This window comes from Szabonella alba (assembly GCF_016765775.1).
GTDB lineage: Bacteria > Pseudomonadota > Alphaproteobacteria > Rhodobacterales > Rhodobacteraceae > Szabonella > Szabonella alba.
In genome coordinates, this window is the sequence record NZ_JAESVN010000014.1 from 1 (window position 1) to 19,018 (window position 19,018).

Below are 19,018 nucleotides of genomic sequence, written 5' to 3' on the forward strand. Positions count from 1 at the left end.
CTCGGCCTGACGAAGCACAGCCATGATCTGCGGCTCGGTGAAACGGCTCTTTCTCATTCGAATCTCCTCAGCTCACGCTACGAGAAAATTCTACTTATGCAGCCCCTTAACCATGGGGAGGATTACCAGGGCAGCGAGGCGGGGAGTCACAATCATTCCCGAGAACGCCGAACTCTCGACCGTACAGGCAGCAGAGGTTCTGAACGTCTCGCGTCCGTTTCTGATCAAGCTGCTCGAGGATAGTGCCATACCGCATCGGAGGGTCGGCAAGCATCGCCGCGTCTGCACGGAAGACGTGATGTCCTACAAAGCTGCCATCAACTTCGCTTCAGCCGTCGCCATCGCCGCTATCGTCATCTGGTGCACTTGATTGAGTCTGGAGCCTAGGGGGCGATCTCCCTACCGTCCCATCAGGAAATCCGTGGGGATTATGACGATCATCGGGAAAAGCACCAGAAGGATCAGCACCGAGATCTGTGCCAGCAGGAAGGGCCAGACCCCGACAATCACCTCTTCCATCGGCACGCGCGCCACTCCGGCTACGACATTGAGAACATTGCCGACCGGTGGTGTCAGAAGGCCAATGGCCCCGGCGATCACAAATATCACGCCGAAATAGACAAGATCGATTCCGGCGACCTCGCAGACGGGAACCAGCATAGGCAGGAGGATCAGCATCAGAGGCGCGAAGTCCAGCACCATGCCGAGCACCAGCACCAGCAGCGCGATCATCGCGACCAGAAGCATGGGGGAGGCCACGATGGGCTCGATCAGGGCAATCAGCGCGGCAGGCAGGTTTGCGATGGTGATCAGCCATGCACTGACCCCCGATGCGCCGATCAGGAACATCACCACCGCACTGGTGCGCGCGGCCCGCACAAGGCAGCCGTAAAAGCCTGCCAGCGTCAGTTCTCGTGTCACCAGCGCCCCGACGACCGTGGCGTAGGCCACGGCGATCACGGCCGCCTCGGTCGGCGTGAAGACACCGGCACGAAGCCCTCCGATGACCAGCACGGGCAACCCCAGCGCGGGCAGTCCGCTCCAGATGGCCTGCAGCCGTCCGGCTCGCCCGACCCGATCCAATGTGGCGAAAGCCTCGCGTCCGATCACCACGCGCCAGGCCACCACAAGGGAGGCCGTCATCAGCAGTCCCGGCACGATGCCGGCCATAAACAATTCATGAATCGAGACATTTGCCATAGAGCCGTAGACGATCAGCGCGATGGAAGGCGGAATGACCGGCGCGGTGATCCCTCCGGCGGCCATCAATCCCACGCTGCGCCCCTGATTATACCCCGCTTGCCGCATCATCGGCACAAGGATCGCGGCAAGCGCTGCGCTGTCGGCGATGGCTGAGCCGGACAAGGAGGCCAGGATCAGCGCCGAGAAAATCGCGACATATCCAAGCCCCCCCTTGAAATGCCCAAGAAACGCCAGGGCCACACCGATGATGCGCCGGGACAGGCCGCCCTGATTCATCACTTCACCCGCCAGGATGAAGAAAGGGATCGCGAGGAGCAGGAAGTTGTCGACCCCCAGAACGAGGTTCTGCGATACGATCTGTGCGGCAAAGATGTCCATATAGAGCATCAGCGTCACGCCACAGAGGATCAGCGTATAGGCAATGGGGATGCCTAGCAGCAGGCCGGTCGCGAGAGTCGCAAGGAAGATGGCGACGATCATTGCCGGTTCCCCGGGGTGAATCCGGCGACATCTTCCGGGCTGGTTGCCGTATCGGCAAAATGATCGGCCCCGCTTTGCCAGCCTGCGACAAGCCCCAGCAGGCGCCAGGCGCTGATCGCGAATAAGGCCGCGGCAGCGACCATGCCGCTGGCATAGATCAGGCCCATCGGCAGTCCGGTGACCGGCAGGAATTCATACTGGCTGAAACGCATCTGACGCATTGCGCCCAGAAACAGCAGCGCGTCGCAGAGCAACATCAGCGCCAGTCCCAAGATCGCGGCCGCGGTCTGCAAGGCTGCGGGTACGCGGCGGATGAACATCACAAGCGCGATATGCCCCCGCAGATGCAGCGCCGCGACAGCCCCCAGCATCACCAGCCAGACCAGCAGCACACGCGAGATCTCTTCGGTGAAGGTCAGGCCCGAACTGAATCCGAAGCGCAGCACGACATTCAGGAAAACCGCGCCACAAAGCACCGCAAGCAACAGGGCCAGCATTGCGTCAAGGACCGCATCGGGTCGCAGGAACCGTTTCATCATCACCTCTTCCACAGGGCTTGCTGGTTATGTCGCTCACCGGACTGGCAGGGCACGCGCCTGCCCAGTGGACGGTCACTCACTCCGCTGTTGCGGCGACAAGCGCCCGCATCTCGGCATGAAGATCCTGCAGGTCCTCGGTGACGCTGGCCTCGGCCACCGGGGCGACCTTTTCCCGAAAAGCGGCATGTGCCTCGGGGGTTAGGGCTTCGACTACCTCCAGCCCGGACTCTTCCTTCAAGAAGGTCATTACGGCGTCGCCCGCATCACGCATCATTCGGCGTTGTGTCGGGCCGAATTCCTCGGTCACCTGTTCCAGCAGAGCCCGGTCCTCGGGTGTAAGGCGGGCAAGGAAGGGCTGTCCGGCCAATACGATCATCGCGCTGTACATGTGATTGGTGATGGTGACGTGTTTCTGGACCTCATGAAGGCGCATCATGCCGATGGTCATGGCGGTGTTGTCCTGGCCCTCGACCGTGCCGGTTTCAAGGCCGGTATAAAGTTCGGTGAATGGCATCGGCACCGGCTGCGTTCCCAGTGCCGTGAATGTGTCGATGAAGACCGGCGCGCCGATCACCCGCATCCGCAGGCCCTCAACATCGGCCGGAACACGGATCGCGTTCCGGCTGTTGGTCATTACGCGAAAACCGTTTTCCCACAGGGCCAAACCGGCCAGGCCATGGCGTTCCAGCCCGTCGAGTAGCTTGCGGGAGAAGGGACCGGTGGCTATGGCATCGGTCTGCGCATGGCTGGCAAAGGCGAAAGGCAGATCCAGCAACCGCAAAGGCGCGTGCATATTCGTCACATTGGTTGCCGCAGTGACCATCATTTCCTGTAGGCCGCCCTGCAGCCCGCTGATCTGCTGGCGCTCATTGCCAAGCTGTCCTGCCGGGAAGATTTGCACTTCTAGCCGGCCCTCGCTGCGCGTGGCGACCTCCTCCGCGAAGGCCGCAACCGTGTTCGAGAAAGCATCCGTGCCCGGCCCGAAATGCCCGAGCTTGATGATCGTCTGGGCCGAGGCCGAAGCCGTGGCGACGGTCATGACCGCCCCGAATACCAAGGCAGATGCAGCTTTCTTCATGTTGTCATTACTCCCGTTTTGCCATGCTTGATCATCATTCTTGCGATATTCTGTTTTGTCATTTCGCCACCTTGCCGATCCGCTCAGCCCTGCACGACGTGGTATCGGCGCTGTTCGAGACAGGGCAGGATCCTGCGGAAATCTGTCAGGTGGGACAGCGAGAGCCGGGCGAGCGCGATTCCCTCGGTTTCGGCGACCGTCCCCAGAACGAGCCCCGACGGATCAACCGCCATGCTCAGCCCGGCCGAAAGCGGTGCGGGCTGCGAGGCCGCTATGACATAGGATGTGTTCTCAATGGCCCTGGCGCGCAGCAGAAGTTCCCAATGCAGTTCCTTGAGTGGCCCGGCGATCCATCCCGCGCAGACCACCAGTACATTCGCCCCCCGCTGAACCAGCGCACGCGCCATCTCGGGAAAGCGCAGATCGTAACAGTTGACAAGGCCGAAGCGGAACGGCCCGATATCGATGGTCACGAGTTCGGCGAAATCCGGCTGCAGTTGGGCAATCGTATTCTTCTCGGATTCCCTGAATGTGAATGCGTCATAGAGGTGCAGCTTGTGATAACGCCCGCACAGCGCCCCGTCGGGGCCGAGAGCAAGCAGGACATTGTCGGACAGCGCCCCCCCGCCATCGTCATACATGCCGACGATCAGCGCAATTTCATGTTTGAGGGCGATGCGCGCCATTTCCTCGCGAAATAATCCGCTCTCTTGCCGGGCGATGTCACCCAGTTCCGGTCCGCCTGTGCTGAAGGCATAGCTTGCGGCCTCGGGAAAGGCGATCAGCCGGGCACCTGCGGCGGCGGCCCGCGCGGTGAGCCCCTCGATCCGCGCAACATTTTCACGGGTATCGGCCACCGAGGCGAACTGACCCACGGCGACCATAAGGCCATCCTCCCAGTCCAGATCTTGCCTGTTTGTTTCGGGGGTGCTGCGGATATTCATTCCTGTCTCCGTCCATTCGGTATCCAATGGCGGGGTGATCCTCGCGGGTGCGATCCGCATCCAGCTACGGGCTTTGCTGAGGATATCCGACCGTTGGCATGACTATTGATGCCTCTGGTCGACCAGTCCAATATCATTTATGCCTTGAATGATGCCGACAGGTAATCAATGACCCATCCGCCCGACCTCCATCAGCTGCGCTATTTTCTGGCGGTGGCCGATACGCTGAATTTCCGCGCAGCGGCGGCGCGGCTGAATATCGCACAACCGGCAATCAGTCGGGCGGTGCGCACGCTCGAGGAAAGGCTTGGCCATCGTCTTTTCGACCGGACGACCCGGCATGTGTCACTGACCGCACAGGGTGCGGCCTTGGCCGAGGGCGCGCGCCATGCGCAAAAGGCGATCTCGCGCGCCTTGCGCCATATGGACCAGATCGCCGCAGGGGATGCGGGCGAGATAACCATCGGATATTCGGCCCAGGCGGCGCATGGGCCGATGTCGCGCCTGCTCGTCCGGTTTGAACAACGTTATCCCGATATACGGATCCGCCTGTGGCTCATGTCTTCGGAAGAACAGCTTTCCGCATTGCAGGAAGCGAAGATCGACCTCGGGTTCCTCCTCAGTGATGCCATTACCCCGGAGCTGTTTCATATTCCGGTGGCAAGAGAGCGCTTCATCGCGCTGCTGCCGATAGGCCACCGCCTGGCTGCAGCGGCGTCAGTCCGGCTGGCCGATCTGCGGGATGAGCCTTTCGTGCTCGGCTCGTCCGAACGCTGGAAGACCTTCCGCGCGCTGATCGAAGGGGTTTGCCTGCGCGAGGGCTTTCGTCCCGTTGTCGCACAGCAGGCCGATGACGTACCGCTCCTGCTCGGGATGGTGGCCGCAGGACTGGGCGTCACGCTGTACGGGCAGGCTATCTCACAGGCGCTGGAACCGACGGTCATAGGGCGACCGCTTGCGGGAAAAGGGCTGGACTTCTCGATCAGCATCGCCTGGCATCCCGATCGGATGCTGCCATGCTCCCAACGCTTGATCGACTTCGCGCGGCAGGTTGCAGAGAACGGAGCCTGATACCTTCGGCATTTAGGTGTTTGATCCCACTGTCGCGCAGCCCATAATCTGGGTCATCCTCAATTTGTGTGGTGGAGGGGCAGCATTCGAGCCCTGAGCAATTTCGGGCCAGCTCGACCGTACATCGCGCGCTTCAAGGTCTTCAGCCGGTTGATCTGGCCTTCGGCTTGACCATTGCTCCACTGCATTTCGATCGCGTTGCTGACGGCGTCGATGTCCCGGTTTACGGTGCGGGCGAACCGCACGATGGGTGCAAGGTCAGTTTCAATCGCGTCGTCGATCCAGGCAGAAAGAGGGTCTGCCTTACGGCCACGCAAGATGCCTTTGAAGCGCATGGCTAGGCGCCGCATCGTTGTGAAGGCAGGCGAGCCAGCCTTGAGAGCTTCGACTTTTCTCGCCTGATCTGCAGTGAGTTTTCCTCTTGGTTTGATGCAGAGCGCGGCCGCGATGACCGGGGATATTGCGTGCCCCGTTTCCGGGTCCTGCACTGGTTCAAGGATTTGGGACTCCCCGATGGGGCCCCTTGTTCCTGTTTTTCGGCCCTGCGCCATCCGGCCAAGAGCCGCTGCAAGTTTGACAGGTTGCCCTCGTATCCGTGCTCTTGGATCATGGAGAACAGCGCACTTCCCCTGCGAATGCCATTTGCCCAGCTTTGCTTTAGGCAATCTTCAAAATACCATGCCGACGAGCGCTTGAGCACGGCGCGCCTTCGGTCCGGTGGCGTCTCGAACTGCAGCCATTTCGCGACGCTACGTCGGGGGAACCCAGTTCGCCGCCCGATCTCGCTGCACGTCAGCCTTTGCTGCCGAAGTGCCGAGATTGTCCTGTATATCTCCTCGCGCGACTTGCGGTGTGCAAGACGTGACTTCAGAAGGTTACTGGGCGTGCTGATGTTGACTGCGTCGGAGAGCAGCGCCCTGCCGGTTGAGCGACCGTGCAGGTTCATTTGCTCCTCAATTGCCATGCGAAGGTTCTGCACGATATGAAACCGGTCGGCGACCTGTTCCGCCTGCGGCGCGCCTTGCCCCCCAGTCGCATCGCTTATGGCCGACCAAGGAACCTGAATTAGCGGGCTGCGAAAAGCTCCGTTACCCTGCATCTCATCGGTCAGGAACCTTCCTGACGCCCTCAAGCAGCGAGGAAAGGGATGCCGAAAGTCGAGATCACGAACCCGCCTGATGTCGCCCCGGGATTGACCTACAGCCATGTCGCACGCGCCGGGGACTTTGTGTTTGTCGCCGGGCAGATTGCGAAAGACGCGCATGGTAATTGGGTTCAGGGCGATGCGTCAGATCAGGCAAGGGCCATCTACCGCAATATCGACAGAATTCTTGATCACGTCGGTGCAACAAAGGAAGATATCGTCAAGGTCAACACGATCCTTGTCGATCTGCAGGACAAGGACCCTGTTACAGCCGTGCGGCTCGAATACTTCGGATCCTTGCGCCCCCCGCATACCGGCACCGTTGTTGCAGCCCTTGGATTTCCCGAGATTCGTATGGAGGTTGAGATCATCGTCTACCTGCCACGCAAAGGGGCGGTTTGATGATCGTGCCGATGTATGATCACGCAGCCTTGTATCGCAAGCAGAAGGCGGAATTCGACGCTGCTATCGCAAATCTTCTGGAAAGCGGAAATTTCGACTGGGGAAATGAACTTCCCGCATTCGAACAGGAGTTCGCGGACTGGCTTGGCGTCCGCTATGCGACCGGAACCAGCTCGGGATCTGCTGCATTGCGTGCGGCCTTGCGCGCCCTCGATATCGGACCGGGTGACGAGGTGATCACCGTCGCAAATACAGATCTGGCCGGGTCCTCTGCAATCCGCATGGTCGGAGCGACGGTGTGCTGGGTCGACATTGAACCCGTTTCGCGCTGCATCGACCCCGGCCTTGTCGAGGCTGCAATCACACCAGCAACCAGAGCGATCCTGCCAGTCGACATCTATGGCCATCCCGCAGACATGCCAGCCCTGAAGCAGATTGCGCGCAGGCATGGTTTGAGCGTTTTGCAGGATTCCTGTCTTGCGCTGGGGGCAGAAATCGACGGGAAAATGGTCGGCTCCTTCGCAGACATCACCTGTTTCAGCTTTTCGCCCGGCAAGCATCTGGGCTCGTTCGGATCAGGAGGGGCATGCAGTACCGACAGTCCCGAACTTGCCGACCGCGTTCGGATGTATTCTTCTGACGGTCAGGACAGGTCACATCACTATAGGGTTCCCAGACCGCTTGATCTGCAGCATGAGACCGATGGCGAAAACGCACGCCTGCAAGAAATTCAGGCGACTGTTTTGCGGGTGAAGCTTGGCCGTCTTTCGGAGTTTCTTGACATCCGCCGCCATCAGGCCCGGCTCTACCGCGAATTGCTGTCGGACCTGCCGATCACCCTGCCCGAAGAAAAGCCTGGTTTCCGTCATGCCTGGCGAAACTACACAATCGAAACGGATGACCGGCTGGACCTGAGCAGTCACCTTCTTGACCGGGGAATTGCCAGTAACGCCCTTTACTCCCCCCCGATGCATCTTCAAAAGGTCCATGCATCCTTGGGCTACAGGCGCGGTGCCCTGCCTGTCACCGAACTGTCCTGTGCCCGGATTCTCAGCCTCCCTATCGGGCCTCATCTCAGCGCCGGACAGGTTGAAGAAGTGGCAGAGGCGGTAAAGAACCACTACCACTGACAAAGAGGTAAACGGCAGCTCGCTGCACCGGGGTTAGGCGCGATCATCGCTGCCGATCAGGTCGGTGCCCTAAGGTCATTGGTTCATTATGCCGTATTGTGATCCAGTGCTTATGATCACGGGAGAAAGGACCGCGAGGACGCTGGCGCAAGGACTGAAGAAGCTTTTGCGATCGCCATAACCGACATGCCAATCGAATTTCCTCAGGAGGGTACTTACCTTCATCAACCAGGGCTTTGATCACCTGGCTGTTCGCCTAACTGACTGCGTGGTGTGACTCTACCTTCTTGGGCCGATGGATTGATGGCCACCTACTGCTGCGTCATCGTGCGATCTCACCTGCCAACACGGCCCTTCCATGAACAGCGAGCGTCGCCGTAAACCTTGGGCAGCCGAACTGCAGGATGGCGGCGAGAACGCGAGCCTCGTAGGCAGTTTGACCAATCAGCCTGTGAAGATCCGATGCGTGAAAGTGCCGGTTGCCACTCGGCGCAGCTTTCATCTGATCGTGAAGCTCCCGCTTCCTTGGATCAGGCGCTCGCTCCGGCATCGGGGCTGTCTCCGGTCCACTCACCGTACCAGGTGAGGTTCGCCATCGGCGCATGAAGCCAAGCAAGAAACCCGCCGGAACGTTGTCGTTTCCGCGAGACCGGTTGAAGGCCAGGAAGCGGTCCCAGATCACCTGCGTGTCGACGTTCCAGCAGGGCAGGGCCTTCTTTGCCGCCTTGATCAACTCGGCCCAGCAGGTCTGGAAGACGTTCGAGCCAGCACAGATAGTGATTTGTCCTGAGAATACAGTTTTGTTATCTTTATCTCTAGATAGTGATGTGTCGCCTGTGCCTGACTCAACATCCTGCTCTTCCCCCTCTGCGTCAAAGGCAGCGAAACGGAAGAGCCAGGGGGCGAACTTGCCGTTTGGCTTCTCTCGCTTCAGTTCCAGCTCGGACGCCTCGAGTTCAGCCAGCAGCTCGGTCAGGTACTGGCGCGAGATGCTCATCTTGGACGCCAGGTCGGCGAGGGTGAAGGCGGCCGTACCGCGCGGCAGCCCGTTGTAACCCTCCTTCCACGCGATGGCGTCAAGGATGACGGTCGCCAGCTTGTGGGCGGAAACGGACAGTTCTGTCTGGGTAATCCGTCTCAGGATCAGGCCGGTCGTGGGTTCCATGGTTGGTGTCTCCTGTGAGAGACGACCCCATGCCGAGAGCAAACAACATTCTTGCCAGCAAAACAACTTTGCTGGTTGCGGCGGTTCGGACAGTGCGCTAGAAGATCCTTGTTCACGGGTTCTTCTAGCGCGGCGTCAGGCTTTTCGGTCTGGCGTCGTTTCCCTTTTTGGGTTGGGTGCACCGTCACAGGTGCAAGATGATCGGGTGCGGACCTGCCCCGGGCAGGCCCGCGCGGGTTCAGTAGCGGACCTCTTCGAAGCCGTAGTTGCCTTCATGATCGCGCCAGTCGACAAAGACCGAGCGGTAGCTCACCCAGTTGCAGTGCCCGGTATTGGGCAACTCAGAGGCGGGCGGGACCTGGGCGACGCTGGACCGGGTCCAGCGATAGTCACCCTGGATCCCGTAGGAGCCGAGGCGCGTGGAGTCCGAGGTGATGCAGTCCCCGTCGCGGCTCTGGCGCTGGCTGAACTGGATGTGAAACACGCGGATGCTGCGAACGAAGTCGAAGGCATCGACAGAAATGTCGACGTCAGCGCGCTCGTCAGAATGAACCCTAACCAGAGGCAGCGGATTTGCCGGAACGCTGACCCGAGGCTCGTTGCGGAACGCGATGTCATAAAGCCGTTCCATCGGCGACAGCGGGGTAGGGGCGCTGAACGACGTGCCCATCGGGCAGCGCCAGATCTGCAAGGGCGGTTCAATCGGCCAGGGGGTGATCCTGCGGATGAAGACTGCACGCGCATGGGCACAAGGCGCCGAAGCCGGCCAGCCTCCGGCCAGGCAGAGCAGGATGGCGCAGTCGACCTGGTGGGCTTGCGCCGGCTCGACCGAACCGACCAGGCTCGATACGGTGATGGCCGCGGCCGCCGCCGCCGCCGCGGTTCGGACCCTGTGCTTCATGACGCCGACTCCCACTATAATAGCTTATCGATACAAAACAACACTAATGATAGCAAGGTGATTTCATCGCAAAAATGCGAGGCCTTCCCCTAAGCGCTGGTCGCAGGTGATGGCCTGAAGCTTAACGTGGCCTCACGGCCCCGATCCGAAGGTCGCGGCATCTCATGAAGTGGTAGCGGACAAAGAACCGGCCAAATTACCGGACGCATTCCCCGTAGATCGCCAGGCAGTATTATGATAAACGACATTTTTATGGTGAATGCTCACGGCCAAGAAAGCGGCCAAAATGAAGGTCACGCGATGGTCCGTGATGACGGAGAGACGGTAGGCTTGTTCGAGCCTCTCACGGTCTCGGAGGGCTCACCCGCCCGCGCAGGCCTGAATGATCTTGTGCTCGAGTTAGCGGAGAAATCCGTCGGCTTCCGCAGCAGCTTGCCCGCTTCAATGGCCGAGGCGCTTGCCGAGCTCGTGCGGTCGATGAACTGTTACTACAGCAACCTCATCGAAGGGCATGACACCCATCCCGTCGACATCGAACGTGCAATGCGGAACGACTATAGTGCCGATCCATCGAGGCGAAACCTTCAGCTAGAAGCGAGGGCGCATATCGCCGTTCAGAAATGGATCGACGAAGATGGCATGGTCGAACCACCAACAGCGCCCGCGTCGGTCATCGAACTGCATCGCCGGTTTTGTGAGCTTTTGCCGTCCGAGCTTCTCTTCGTCGAAAGCCCAAGGACAGGTGAAAAGATCCCGGTAGTACCCGGCGAACTGCGCACCCGATACGTTGAAGTTGGGCGCCATGTCGCCATCAGCCCGGGTGCTGTTCCCCGCTTTCTGGAGCGGATGCACAAAGCCTACCGCCTTCCCGGCAGGATCGAACCTATCCTTGCCGCGGCTTGCGCCCATCACAGGCTCCTCTGGGTGCACCCCTTCCTTGATGGAAATGGTCGTGTTGCCCGTCTCATGTCCTACTCAATCCTACGGAAGACTCTCGACACGCGCGGCCTGTGGTCAGTGGCGCGCGGGCTTGCGCGGCAGGAGGCATCCTATAAAGAACACCTCGCCGCCTGTGACGGACTCCGCCGTGGCGCCCGTGACGGACGCGGCACGCTCAGTGAGGCAGCACTTGCATCCTTCGCGCAATTCTTCCTTCGCATCTGCATCGACCAGGTGGAGTTCATGGAAGGCCTCATGCGGCCGGACCGGCTGCGTGACCGCATCCTGAGCTGGGCTGAGGAGGAGATGCGTGCCGGATCCCTGCCACCAAAATCCGATGCAGTGCTGAAAGCTGTGCTTTATCAGGGCCAGATCGAGCGCGGCGAGGTCGAGCGTGTCCTTGGGACGAGCGATCGCACAGCGCGGCGGGTAACATCTGCGCTCCTCGAAGCGGGCGCATTGTCCTCGGCATCGACCCGTGCGCCGCTGAAGCTGGCCTTTCCTGCCAAGTATGCTGGGCGGTGGATGCCCGGACTGTTTCCGGACCGGGAAGACTGAGGTTCGAAGGAGCGCAAAAGACGCTGCGCGGCCCATATTCGCCGTGATCCGGTAGATGGGAGTGCGGCTACTCCAAGGCCTCGATAAACCGCCCATATTCCTCGCTCACTTCCCTCGCTTCGACAAAGGCCCGTGCGCGTTCCTCGTCGAGGCAGCGAAAGTAGTCCTGCACGTCGGCGATGTAGCTCTCGAAATCCCCCCGGATCAGATCCGCGTAGATGCGCATGTCTTCTCGGGACATGGGTAGGAACGGCCGCTCGGGCGGTATGCAGGCATGTGCTGCACTTGCCGCGATGAGCACGGTGCTCAGCAGCGTTAGGGTGAAGTTGCACGCACGAGGAATGTGCAGGGCAAAACTCCTTTGCCGCCTTTAAAATCACAAGTTTGTCAGCTATCACCGTTATCGGAGCAAGGCGATCTTCGTCAAGTCGTTTGAATTGTCTTGCTATCATTCATGTTGTCTTGTATCGCTCGCGGTGTTGCGACCCCGTGGGCTTGAGACTGCACCCAGGCAGAAGGGACCCAAGGGAAGGCCATGATAGAAGAAGCCCCGAATGTGGTTACAGAAGACGGATTGCGCGGCCTGCTGGCCGAACACTACCTCATCGAGGTGGTCTGCAAGGATGGCGCCGAGAAGCGCCATAACAGTTGGTACGGCACATGGGTCATCCGTGCCGTTGCTGAGGACGGGCGTGACGACAAGATGCTCGTCACGAGCCGTAGCTATCTCAAGGTTCGCGAGTTCAAGACGATTGTTGGTCTTGTCAGCTTCCTTGCGGACATGGGCTGCACGACTGCCAGCATCCCGCTCATCGAAGGCGCCCGCGAGCGCCATGCAGCACCCGGGCGCACGCCCGAGCCACGAACCGGCCCGGTTCTGGTCAAGGACGACTGACCGCACCTTTGCGCTCGTCGTGCTACTCGGTACAGGTGTTTGTTCAGCACCCCCGGCCGCGTATGCACAGACTGGGGCCGACGGTTTCATCTTCCAGGTCAGCCCCGATGGCCGACTGATCGACACCGCCGAGACCACGAGCAGCCTGCGCTCGTTCACCGGCGACGACGATGCCCAGAATGGGCCCCTTCCAGATCGTCTCTTTCTCTTTGCAGCACCGCAGTCCCGCGGGGATGATGATCCCCTGAGCGATGTGACGGACGCCGCAGCGATCGCCCCGCGCGCGGTCCGCGCCTCCCCCGAAATTCTCCACGCCATCGAGACCACGGCGCTGCGCTACGGCAGCCATGAAGCCCTGCGTCAGGCAGGTCTGTCGGTTAGCGATTGGGCGCTGTTCTACCGCGCCAATATCGAGGTCGAGAGCGCCTACAATCCCGGCGCGCGTAGCCCTGTCGGCGCCATCGGACTCGGCCAACTGATGCCCGACACCGCGCGTGATCTCGGCGTCGATGCCCATGACATCGCCCAGAACCTCGACGGCTCGGCCCGTTACCTTCTGATGATGCTTGAGCAGTTCGGCGATCCCGCGCTGGCGCTCGCGGCCTACAATGCCGGCCCCCATGCGGTCACCCGCCATGGTGGCATTCCCCCCTTTCGAGAAACCCAAGGCCATGTGGCCCGTGTGACAGCCGTGTTCCAGCGGCTGAGAGGAGACCTTTCGTGACGTCCAAGAATCTTCAAAGCGTGCTCCGCACGCGGGCCATTGTCGCGCTCGGCGCAACCGCCCTCATCGTGCTGGCAGGCCCTGCGCTGGCCCAAAGTATCGACCTGTCGCCGGTGCAGACGCTGCTGCAGGGCATCGTCGATGCGATCACCGGCCCTCTGGGGATCGTGATCGGCACGCTCGCGCTGATCGGCGTGTTTCTCTCGTGGCTCTTCGGGATCCTCGACTTCCGTCAGGCGCTCTGGGTCGTGGTCGCGATCGCGGGCATCGCCGCAGCGCCTACCATCGTCGCCGCCATCTGGACAACTTGAGAAGCACCCATGTCCGACCAGTCCCGCGTGTTCATTGGCCTTCTCAGGCCGCCCAAGCTGATAGGCTTGCCGATCATGTACGCCATGGTCTGGCTCTTCGGCTCGACGCTTCTGTTCCTCTGGGTGCAGAGCTGGGTGGTGGCCGTCTTCGCGGGGCTGGCCTGGCCAGCGCTCTGGAAGGCCGCAGACTGGGATCCGAACTTCCTCGATGTCCTGGTGATCACCCTGCAGGAAACCCCGCCGACCACGAACCGCAAGCTGCATGGAGGCGACAGCTATGCCCCGTGATGGACTCGGCCGTGACGTAGTGGAGGCGCTCGATCCGCTGACTGCGCTACCCGCATGGGTCAAGGGCGAGAAGCGGCTCTCGATGATGCTGCCTTATGTGAGCCTCGTGAACGACCGAACGATCCGGACACGCGGCAACGAACTGATGCAGTGCATCCGCCTCGAAGGGGTGAACAGCACCACGAGCGAGGACGGGCATCTCGACCGGATCGGAGGGTTGCTGGCTGGCATCGTCGCGCAGGTGGGGACGGAGTTCTCCTTCTACCTGCACAAGGTCTCGAAAGCGGTCGATGTGACCCTGCCGCCCATCCCGGGTGAGGGGTTCGCGGCCGCCGTCGATCAGCGCTGGCATGCGCATCTGGGTCGGGCAGGCCTGCGCGACAAGACACTGACCCTGACCGTGCTGAAGCGGCCGGAGCCGGGGAGCCGCCTTCCCTTCGGTCTGGGCGCGTCCCGCGCCCGACATGCGGCCGACACGACCCGCCGCTTGCGCAAGCTCGACGAGGTCGTGGGTTTTTTGCTGTCGTCCTTTGACGAGCAGAAGCCCCGGCTGCTAGCCGCCAGCACCGGCGAGCTTCTGGGGTTTCTCGGCTCGCTCAACACCGGCGAGGAACACCCGCTCTTCCCGCGGTCGCGTCTCGGCGTGATCGCCGAGGATGTGGCCAATACCCGCGTCACCTTCCGCGGCACGACCATCGCGCTCTCCGATGGCGCCGTCGGCGACAAGCTCGGCGCGATCTTCGCGGTGAAGAACTACCCCGCTAAGACCGATAGCCTGATGCTCGACGAGCTGAACCTGCCCGTCGACATGGTGGTCACCCACTCGTTCGTGCCGATCAACGCCAACATCATGGCGGGCCGCATCAAGCGGCAGCTGCGATTGATGCAGGCGGCCAATGACGGGGCCGTCAGCCTCGCTCAGGAGTTGGAACTCGCCCAGGACGATCTGGAGTCCAAACGCCTGATCTTCGGCGAGCACCACATGACAGTGGCGGTCTATGCCCGCACCCAGGCCGCCCTCGACGACATCGCGGCCGAAATCCGCAACATTTCTGCCACCTCCGGCATCAACCTGATCTCGGAAGCCTTCGGGGCACGGGCGCATTTCATGGCGCAGCATCCGGGCAATACCGGGTCGCGCAGCCGCAAGGCCGCGATCACGAACCACAACTTCGCCGATCTCGCCACCTTCCACCGCACCCCGCTCGGCAAGACAGGGCGGGAAGTGCCCTGGGGCGTGCCGATCACGCTTTTCCCGACGCCAGAGCGCAGCGGCTTTCGCTTCAACTTCCACGAACAAGGCGCGCCGGACCGCGAGCCCACCGGCGGGCACACGCTGATCCTCGGCCGCCCCGGGTCGGGCAAATCCGTGCTCGCGGCTTTCCTCATGACCATGGCCCGGCGCGCAGGTGCCCGGCTCTTCGTCTTCGACTACCGCGCTGGCATGGAAATGGCCGTCCGCGCGCTTGGCGGCAGCTATTCGACCGTGCGCGCCGGACGGCCCACGGGGCTCAACCCCCTGCAGACCGAGATTGATGCCCGAGGTCAGGCCTGGCTTGCTGACTGGCTCGCAAGCCTCCTCGAGCGCCGCGACCGGCCTTTGACCCCGGTGCAGACCAACCGCCTGCAGGAGGTCGTGCGCCAGAACGCCAGTGCCGGGCACGCCGGCCTCAGGAACTGGTCCGACTTCGCCTCGCTCCTCGTCTCGACCGATGATGAGGGCGATCTCTTCGAGCGAATGCAGGAATGGACGGCCGATGGCCGCTACGGCTGGATCTTCGGGGCGAACGCAGATGACACGTTCCAGATCGGGGGCAGCACTGATGCTGATGTCGCGGGCTTCGACCTGACCGGCATCCTCGATTCCGAGAGCGAGCGAGAACGCATGGCGGTCCTCTCCTTGTTGATTTCCACCCAGAAGTGACCCGGGTTTTTCATCGAGAATTGACCCGCCTGAAGGTTATGTTCTGCGGGTTACGATGGGGTCAAGACATGCGTTGCCTCCCGTTTCGTTTTGGCTACCGCTGAGCTGGCTTTGAAGCGGAAGCTGTCGTTTCCGGTTTCCAGGATGTGGCAGCGGTGGGTGAGACGGTCGAGCAAGGCGGTGGTCATCTTTGCGTCGCCAAAGACCGTGGCCCATTCGCTGAAGCTTAGGTTGGTGGTGATGACGACGCTGGTCCGTTCGTAGAGCTTGCTCAGCAGATGGAACAACAGCGCGCCGCCCGAGGCGCTGAACGGCAGGTAACCCAGTTCGTCCAAGATCACGAGGTCGAGCTTGGTCATTGCCTCGGCAATCTGTCCGGCTTTTCCCTTGGCCTTTTCCTGTTCGAGGGCGTTGACCAGTTCGATGGTGGAGAAGAAGCGCACCTTGCGGCGATGATGCTCGATGGCTTGAACACCGATGGCCGTTGCAACGTGGGTCTTGCCGGTGCCCGGGCCACCGATCAGGACCACATTCTGGGCACCATCCATGAACTCGCAGCGATGCAGCGTCCGGACGGTAGCCTCGTTGATCTCGCTGGTGGCGAAGTCGAACCCGGAGAGGTCCTTGTAGGCCGGGAAGCGTGCTGACTTCATGTGATAGGCGATGGAGCGGACCTCGCGTTCGGCCAGTTCGGCCTTCAGCAGTTGCGACAGCATTGGCACGGCAGCCTCGAATGCTGGAGCGCCCTGTTCGATCAGGTCGGTAACAGCTTGGGACATGCCATACATCTTCAGGCTGAGGAGCATGATGACGATGGCGGCACTCGCGGGATCATGACGCATGACGGCCCCCTGCGATCTGGGCGCGCAGGCCATCGTAGCGCTCGACATTGGCCTTGGGTTCACGGCGCAGGATCAGCGCCTGTGGGGTATCCAGTGGTGGCCCGCCAACCACCTTGCCATCCACCAGCCGGTGCAGCAGGTTCAGCACATGGGTTTTGGTCGGAACGCCCGCTGCCAGGGCCATTTCCACTGCGGTCAGCACGACTTGTTCATCGTGATGCAGGACCAGCGCCAGGATATCGACCATCTCGCGATCGCCCCCAGGCTTGCGCAGCATGTGATCCTGCAACTGCCTGAAGGCGGACGGGAGTTCGAGGAAAGGGGCCCCGTTGCGCAAGGCCCCGGGCTTGCGCTGAACGACAGCCAGATAGTGCCGCCAATCATAGATCGTCTTTGGTGGCAGCTTATGACTGCGCTGGATCACGCGCACATGTTCGCACAGGATGTTGCCCTCAGCCGCCACAACCAGCCGATCCGGATAGACCCGAAGGCTGACAGGGCGATTGGCAAAGGACGCCGGAACACTGTAGCGATTGCGTTCGAAGCTGATCAGACAAGTGGGCGAGACACGCTTGCTGTGTTCAACGAAGCCGTCGAAGGCAGGCGGTAGAGGCATCAAGGCTGCCCATTCTTCGATCCAGACATCTGCCACGCTGCCGGGTAACGCTCCGTGCGGGATCTCGCACCATAACTCTTGGCAGCGTCTTCCAGCCAGACATTCAGCGCCGCAAGATCCGGGAACTCCGGCATAGGCTGCCAAAGCCGGTGACGGGAATCCTGAACATTCTTCTCGACCTGGCCCTTCTCCCACCCTGCGGCCGGATTGCAGAACTCAGGCTCGAACACATAGTGGCTGGCCATCGCCAAGAACCGGGCATTGACCTGCCGCTCTTTGCCCCTGCCAACGCGATCAACCGCTGTGCGCATATTGTCGTAGATGCCGCGCGCAGGAACACCGCCGAACACCCGGAACCCATGCACATGGGCGTCAAACAGCATCTCATGGGTCTGCAAAGGATAGGCGCGCAGTAAGAACGCCCGACTGTGCGACAGCTTGACATGCGCCACCTGAAGTTTGGCGCGCTCACCACCCAGAGTGGCAAAGTCCTCGCTCCAGTCAAACTGGAACGCCTCACCAGGCTGAAAGACCAGCGGCACGAAAGTTCCGCGCCCCGTGGTCTGCTGTTCCTTTTGTCGATCTGCCCGCCAAACCCGGGCAAAGGCGGCAACCCGACCGTAGGACCCGGTATAGCCCAGCTTCACCAGATCATCATGCAACTGCTTCGAGGTCCGTCGCTGCTTGCGCGACTTCCCAGCCTCCGTCTTCAGCCAGCCCGACAGCTTGGCCGCAAAGGGATCAAGCTTGCTCGGTCGCTCGGCAACCTTGAACTCGGTCTCAACCGTCCCAGACCGCAAATACTTCCTGATCGTATTGCGCGACAACTTCGTCCGCCGTGCGATCTCCCGTATGGACAGATGCTCCCGCAATGCCCAACGCCGAATAATACTCAAAAATGCCATGCCGATCACTCCAATATCCCCTGCTGACAGCAGCCACGGGGAACGTGTCACATGGGTCAAATCTCAATGAAAATTATGCCCATACCCGGGTCACTTCTGGGTGGAAATCAACACTCTGGCACTTCCGGCACCGAGTCGTAGAAACCCGGCAGCAGGATCCGCCCGTCTTCGTCACGAATCTTGGCAAGGAATGCGACCATCAGGTTGATCGCGTTTCGGGCAACACCGCCAAACAGGCCGGAATGCAGATCGTTGTTGCCTGCGCGCAATGTCAGTTCGGCATAGATGTTGCCCCGCAGCCGCGTGGTGACCGAGGCTGTATCAACATTCCACATGTTGCCGTCGCTGGCCACGACAACATCGGAGGCAGACAATTCCTGGGCATGGGCCCGCAGGAAAGGCTCAAGGCTCGGGCTGCCGCTTTCCTCCTCACCTTCCAGCAACACCGTCACCCGCACTGGCAAAGCCCCATTGACGGCTTTCCAGGCGCGGAACGCCTCAATCCAGATCATCACCTGGCCTTTGTCATCGGTCGCGCCCCGGGCCACAATCCGCTTGCCGCTAGGATGATCACGCATCTCCGGCGTGAAAGGAGCGGAACTCCAGCCATCTGTTATTTCGGCAGGCTGCACATCGTAATGCCCGTAATAGAGGATATGCGGCGCCTCTGGCCCAGCCTCGTCCAGATGGGCGACAACGACCGGATGCCCCGGGGTTTCGCGCAGTTCGGCCGTAAAGCCCAACTCGCGATACTGGTCGGCAAACCACTCCGCAGCGCGACGGCAATCGGGGATATGTTCGGGCAGAGTGCTGATGCTGGGGATGCGCAGCACCTCGAACAGCCGCTCCAGCGCAGCGCGTTCGTCACTGGCGAGATGGTTCAGCACAGCCTCAAGGTTGTCGGCAAAAGGGCTCATCATGGGGGCTTCGGTCCGTTCATTGAGGTGTTTCCCGGCATC

General features: G+C 61.2%; 18 protein-coding genes and 3 pseudogenes. 10 read left to right on the forward strand and 11 right to left on the reverse strand.

What is annotated here, in order from left to right:
- The first annotated feature begins 112 nt into the window (after positions 1-112).
- Entirely contained in the window at positions 113-370 is a 258-nt protein-coding gene (locus JL811_RS18255) for an excisionase family DNA-binding protein (RefSeq protein ID WP_237685064.1), read from the forward strand.
- Positions 371-399: 29 nt separating this feature from the next.
- On the opposite strand, the gene JL811_RS18260 is transcribed toward JL811_RS18255, so the two are convergent.
- From JL811_RS18260 to JL811_RS18275, 4 genes are all read right to left on the reverse strand, one after another.
- Positions 400-1,683 (reverse strand): TRAP transporter large permease, encoded by a 1,284-nt coding sequence (locus JL811_RS18260; protein WP_202690152.1) that lies wholly within the window; start codon positions 1,681-1,683, stop codon positions 400-402.
- A complete protein-coding gene (locus JL811_RS18265) occupies positions 1,680-2,222 on the reverse strand; it encodes a TRAP transporter small permease (protein ID WP_202690153.1) in 543 nt (180 codons plus the stop codon). Before JL811_RS18265 ends, JL811_RS18260 begins: the two co-directional genes overlap by 4 nt.
- Before the next feature lie 76 nt (positions 2,223-2,298).
- Entirely contained in the window at positions 2,299-3,300 is a 1,002-nt protein-coding gene (locus JL811_RS18270; protein WP_202690154.1) for a TRAP transporter substrate-binding protein, read from the reverse strand.
- Positions 3,301-3,383: 83 nt separating this feature from the next.
- A complete protein-coding gene (locus JL811_RS18275; protein ID WP_202690155.1) occupies positions 3,384-4,244 on the reverse strand; it encodes a nitrilase-related carbon-nitrogen hydrolase in 861 nt (286 codons plus the stop codon).
- A 168-nt stretch (positions 4,245-4,412) separates the two neighbouring features.
- Here JL811_RS18275 and JL811_RS18280 point away from each other — a divergent pair, with 168 nt between their 5' ends.
- Positions 4,413-5,315 carry a LysR family transcriptional regulator gene (locus JL811_RS18280; protein ID WP_202690156.1) on the forward strand — a complete coding sequence of 301 codons (903 nt, stop codon included), beginning with the start codon at positions 4,413-4,415 and terminating at the stop codon, positions 5,313-5,315.
- Between the two features lie 59 nt (positions 5,316-5,374).
- On the opposite strand, the pseudogene JL811_RS20045 reads toward JL811_RS18280, so the two are convergent.
- Positions 5,375-6,339, reverse strand: a pseudogene (locus JL811_RS20045) (ISL3 family transposase); the annotation flags it as partial.
- Between the two features lie 123 nt (positions 6,340-6,462).
- Between JL811_RS20045 and JL811_RS18290 the strand changes: the two are divergent.
- Positions 6,463-6,861, forward strand: a complete 399-nt coding sequence (locus tag JL811_RS18290; RefSeq protein WP_202690158.1) for a RidA family protein — start codon at positions 6,463-6,465, stop codon at positions 6,859-6,861.
- Positions 6,861-7,991, forward strand: a complete 1,131-nt coding sequence (locus tag JL811_RS18295) for a DegT/DnrJ/EryC1/StrS family aminotransferase (protein WP_202690159.1) — start codon at positions 6,861-6,863, stop codon at positions 7,989-7,991. The genes JL811_RS18290 and JL811_RS18295 overlap by 1 nt, the downstream gene beginning before the upstream one ends.
- A 322-nt stretch (positions 7,992-8,313) precedes the next feature.
- Here JL811_RS18295 and JL811_RS18300 read toward each other — a convergent pair whose 3' ends face one another.
- Positions 8,314-9,156, reverse strand: a complete 843-nt coding sequence (locus JL811_RS18300; RefSeq protein WP_202690160.1) for a hypothetical protein — start codon at positions 9,154-9,156, stop codon at positions 8,314-8,316.
- Positions 9,157-9,394: 238 nt separating this feature from the next.
- Positions 9,395-10,057: a hypothetical protein gene (locus JL811_RS18305; RefSeq protein ID WP_202690161.1), complete on the reverse strand. Its 663-nt coding sequence runs from the start codon at positions 10,055-10,057 to the stop codon at positions 9,395-9,397.
- A gap of 234 nt (positions 10,058-10,291) precedes the next feature.
- Here JL811_RS18305 and JL811_RS18310 point away from each other — a divergent pair, with 234 nt between their 5' ends.
- A complete protein-coding gene (locus JL811_RS18310) occupies positions 10,292-11,554 on the forward strand; it encodes a Fic family protein (RefSeq protein ID WP_237685065.1) in 1,263 nt (420 codons plus the stop codon).
- A 67-nt stretch (positions 11,555-11,621) separates the two neighbouring features.
- Here JL811_RS18310 and JL811_RS20325 read toward each other — a convergent pair whose 3' ends face one another.
- Positions 11,622-11,867 (reverse strand): hypothetical protein, encoded by a 246-nt coding sequence (locus tag JL811_RS20325; protein WP_202690201.1) that lies wholly within the window; start codon positions 11,865-11,867, stop codon positions 11,622-11,624.
- 222 nt (positions 11,868-12,089) lie between these two features.
- On the opposite strand from JL811_RS20325, the gene JL811_RS18320 reads away from it, so the two are divergent.
- The 5 genes and pseudogenes from JL811_RS18320 to JL811_RS18340 form a co-directional block, all read left to right on the forward strand.
- Positions 12,090-12,449, forward strand: a complete 360-nt coding sequence (locus JL811_RS18320) for a hypothetical protein (RefSeq protein WP_202690162.1) — start codon at positions 12,090-12,092, stop codon at positions 12,447-12,449.
- Positions 12,388-13,173: a lytic transglycosylase domain-containing protein gene (locus JL811_RS18325; protein WP_202690163.1), complete on the forward strand. Its 786-nt coding sequence runs from the start codon at positions 12,388-12,390 to the stop codon at positions 13,171-13,173. The genes JL811_RS18320 and JL811_RS18325 overlap by 62 nt, the downstream gene beginning before the upstream one ends.
- A 20-nt stretch (positions 13,174-13,193) precedes the next feature.
- Positions 13,194-13,484 carry a TrbC/VirB2 family protein gene (locus JL811_RS18330; protein WP_202690202.1) on the forward strand — a complete coding sequence of 97 codons (291 nt, stop codon included), beginning with the start codon at positions 13,194-13,196 and terminating at the stop codon, positions 13,482-13,484.
- 9 nt (positions 13,485-13,493) lie between these two features.
- Positions 13,494-13,772, forward strand: coding sequence for a VirB3 family type IV secretion system protein (locus JL811_RS18335; RefSeq protein ID WP_202690164.1), 279 nt, complete (start codon positions 13,494-13,496; stop codon positions 13,770-13,772).
- Positions 13,762-15,678, forward strand: a pseudogene (locus tag JL811_RS18340) (VirB4 family type IV secretion/conjugal transfer ATPase); the annotation flags it as partial. The gene JL811_RS18335 and the pseudogene JL811_RS18340, both read left to right, overlap by 11 nt.
- Before the next feature lie 68 nt (positions 15,679-15,746).
- Here JL811_RS18340 and istB read toward each other — a convergent pair.
- From istB to JL811_RS18355, 3 genes and pseudogenes are all read right to left on the reverse strand, one after another.
- Positions 15,747-16,538, reverse strand: a complete 792-nt coding sequence (gene istB / locus JL811_RS18345) for an IS21-like element helper ATPase IstB (protein WP_202690165.1) — start codon at positions 16,536-16,538, stop codon at positions 15,747-15,749.
- Positions 16,528-18,059: pseudogene (gene istA, locus JL811_RS18350) on the reverse strand (IS21 family transposase). Before istA ends, istB begins: the two are co-directional and overlap by 11 nt.
- Positions 18,060-18,166: 107 nt before the next feature.
- Complete coding sequence (locus JL811_RS18355; protein ID WP_202690166.1) at positions 18,167-18,979, reverse strand: M20/M25/M40 family metallo-hydrolase; 813 nt, start codon at positions 18,977-18,979, stop codon at positions 18,167-18,169.
- Between the last annotated feature and the right edge of the window lie 39 nt (positions 18,980-19,018).

Bases quoted from the DNA above. Each gene is read 5' to 3' on its own strand.
- JL811_RS18255 (WP_237685064.1), top strand. From the start codon at position 113: ATGGGGAGGATTACCAGGGCAGCGAGGCGGGGAGTCACAATCATTCCC.
- JL811_RS18260 (WP_202690152.1), bottom strand. From the start codon at position 1,683: ATGATCGTCGCCATCTTCCTTGCGACTCTCGCGACCGGCCTGCTGCTA.
- JL811_RS18265 (WP_202690153.1), bottom strand. From the start codon at position 2,222: ATGATGAAACGGTTCCTGCGACCCGATGCGGTCCTTGACGCAATGCTG.
- JL811_RS18270 (WP_202690154.1), bottom strand. From the start codon at position 3,300: ATGAAGAAAGCTGCATCTGCCTTGGTATTCGGGGCGGTCATGACCGTC.
- JL811_RS18275 (WP_202690155.1), bottom strand. From the start codon at position 4,244: ATGAATATCCGCAGCACCCCCGAAACAAACAGGCAAGATCTGGACTGG.
- JL811_RS18280 (WP_202690156.1), top strand. From the start codon at position 4,413: ATGACCCATCCGCCCGACCTCCATCAGCTGCGCTATTTTCTGGCGGTG.
- JL811_RS18290 (WP_202690158.1), top strand. From the start codon at position 6,463: ATGCCGAAAGTCGAGATCACGAACCCGCCTGATGTCGCCCCGGGATTG.
- JL811_RS18295 (WP_202690159.1), top strand. From the start codon at position 6,861: ATGATCGTGCCGATGTATGATCACGCAGCCTTGTATCGCAAGCAGAAG.
- JL811_RS18300 (WP_202690160.1), bottom strand. From the start codon at position 9,156: ATGGAACCCACGACCGGCCTGATCCTGAGACGGATTACCCAGACAGAA.
- JL811_RS18305 (WP_202690161.1), bottom strand. From the start codon at position 10,057: ATGAAGCACAGGGTCCGAACCGCGGCGGCGGCGGCGGCCGCGGCCATC.
- JL811_RS18310 (WP_237685065.1), top strand. From the start codon at position 10,292: ATGATAAACGACATTTTTATGGTGAATGCTCACGGCCAAGAAAGCGGC.
- JL811_RS18320 (WP_202690162.1), top strand. From the start codon at position 12,090: ATGATAGAAGAAGCCCCGAATGTGGTTACAGAAGACGGATTGCGCGGC.
- JL811_RS18325 (WP_202690163.1), top strand. From the start codon at position 12,388: ATGCAGCACCCGGGCGCACGCCCGAGCCACGAACCGGCCCGGTTCTGG.
- JL811_RS18335 (WP_202690164.1), top strand. From the start codon at position 13,494: ATGTCCGACCAGTCCCGCGTGTTCATTGGCCTTCTCAGGCCGCCCAAG.
- istB (WP_202690165.1), bottom strand. From the start codon at position 16,538: ATGCGTCATGATCCCGCGAGTGCCGCCATCGTCATCATGCTCCTCAGC.
- JL811_RS18355 (WP_202690166.1), bottom strand. From the start codon at position 18,979: ATGATGAGCCCTTTTGCCGACAACCTTGAGGCTGTGCTGAACCATCTC.